The organism is Herbaspirillum sp. B65, from assembly GCF_000333555.1.
Taxonomy (GTDB): Bacteria; Pseudomonadota; Gammaproteobacteria; order Burkholderiales; family Burkholderiaceae_D; genus Herbaspirillum; species Herbaspirillum rubrisubalbicans.
In genome coordinates this window covers 1-2,076 of sequence record NZ_BADI01000655.1, presented here as the reverse complement: position 1 = coordinate 2,076, position 2,076 = coordinate 1, and the positions used below count along the sequence as shown (strand labels likewise).

The window sequence follows — 2,076 nt, the reverse complement described above, 5'->3', positions numbered from 1 at the left end:
AGGGCGGCGTTCTGCTGCACCATGGAATCGAGTTGGATCACTGCGCGGTTGACTTCCTGGATGCCGCGCGTCTGTTCGCCCGTGGCGCGGGCGATCCCCGAAATGAGCGATTGCACATCGGCCGACTGGGTCACGATCTCGCCCATGGTCTTGCCGGCCTGGCGCACTTGTACCGATCCCGCAGAGACTCGCGACACCGTGGTTTCCACCAGTTCCTTGACCTCGCGCGCGGCCTCGGCGCTACGCTGGGCCAGGCTGCGCACTTCGTGTGCCACCACCGCGAAGCCACGCCCCTGTTCACCGGCACGCGCGGCTTCCACCGCGGCATTGAGGGCCAGGATATTGGTCTGGAAAGCGATGCCATCGATGACGCTGATGATGGCGCCGATCTGGCCGGATACCTTTTCGATCTCGCCCATGGTGGAGACGGCGTCGGAGACCACCTTGCCACCTTGCGAGGCAATCTCGGTGGCAGTGCTGGAACGCTGGTCCGCCTCTTGCGCTGCGGCCGTGGAGCGACCGACCGTCTCCGAAATCTCGGCCATCGATGCCGCCGTCTGCTCCAGGCTGGCCGCGGCCGATTCGGTGCGCGATGACAGATCCTGGTTGGCCGTGGCGATTTCATTGGAGGCGGTACGCACCGCTTCGCTGGCTTCGCGGATATCGAGCATCACGTTTTGCAACTGGCCGACGAACTGGTTGAAGGAGCGCGAGATGATGGCCACTTCATCCTTGCCCTGATCGGGCAGGCGCTGCGTGAGATCGCCGCTGCCCGAGCCGATGGCCGTCATGGCCTGGCTGACCTGACCCAGGCGACGGAACGCCTTGGTGGTCACGGCTACACCGATCACCGAGGCGATGCCGACGATGAGCAGCAGGGCCAGCAGCGAGGCATTGAGCAGAGAGCGTGCACCGGCCATGGCTTCGGCTTCATCGATGGCGATCACGATGCTCCAGTCGGTGCCGCGGATTTTCTGGGCGCGAACCAGCTTGGTACGACCGTCGACCACGATCTTCATGGGTGCGGTCATATTGCCTTCAGCAGAGGAAATCAACTGGGTGAATTCCGGGGCGATATCGGTGACTTGCTTGAAGCGCAGGTCGGCGTTGGGGTGGGCGATGATGCGACCGTTCTGGTCGATCAGCATCCCGAAACTCTCGGGCGTAGGGTGGATCGACTTGATGGTTTCCACCACGCTATCGAGTGCGACGTCACCCACCAGTACCGCCTTGAGCGTGCCTTCGCGCATCACCGGAATGGCCAGCGCTACCAGCAAGAGCTTGCTGGTGCTGATGTAGGGAATGGCTGCCGGCTTGCCGGCCTGCACTGCGCCCTTGTACCAGGGACGGCTGGTGGGATCATAGGTGGCGGGGATATTGGGCCAGTCGGTAAACTTGGTCTTCTTGTCGGGGTAGCCCACGCCCACATCGTAGAAGCCACCAGCGACCTGGATCTGCTTGAGCATGGCGTCGGGGGAGTCGGTCAGCACGACGTCCTGCAAGGAGTCGACCAGATGTGTCTTTTCAGCTACCCAGTCGCCGATCACGCGGGCATGGTCACTCACGGATGTGGAGAGATTGCTGTCAGTGGCGTCCCACATGCTATTTCGGGCGATCAGGTAATTGGTGGCGGTGCTGACCACCACGGAAAAGACAACCAGGGCAACGAAGGCGCAGACGACGCGCGCGCGAATGGACGTGAGCATGTGGATTGGGTCATTGTGATTGGAGTCGGATCAGGCTAGCAAAGCCCCTTTGGACTGTCCACGAATAGTCGAGATGAGTGTCGCCAAGCCGCAGATTGTGCTGTTTGATGAGGGGAAACAGCGCGCTTATGTCGATCAGAGGTGGTTTCTGACGCGGGGCTGACAATATGGTTTCAATGCGATGACATGACGGCTGGTCCGGGCGTTGGTCAGGCATGAAGGGGGCGGAAATGCTATCGATGCCGAGGTCGTTTGGATGGCACCGATGATTCAATTTCGATGGAATGCTTGTTTCGGGTGAGCAGATGTCTGCCACTGAAAGCTGATATCAGAGGTTAGAGGTTAGAGGTCAGGGGACTATCAACTCCAG

General features: G+C 60.9%; 1 protein-coding gene. It reads right to left on the bottom strand.

Annotation, left to right across the window (positions count from 1 at the left end; all coding sequences use genetic code 11):
• Positions 1–1,706: methyl-accepting chemotaxis protein (locus I5W_RS15425; RefSeq protein WP_044529890.1), on the bottom strand; the 1,706-nt coding region annotated here is incomplete at its 3' end.
• Between the last annotated feature and the right edge of the window lie 370 nt (positions 1,707–2,076).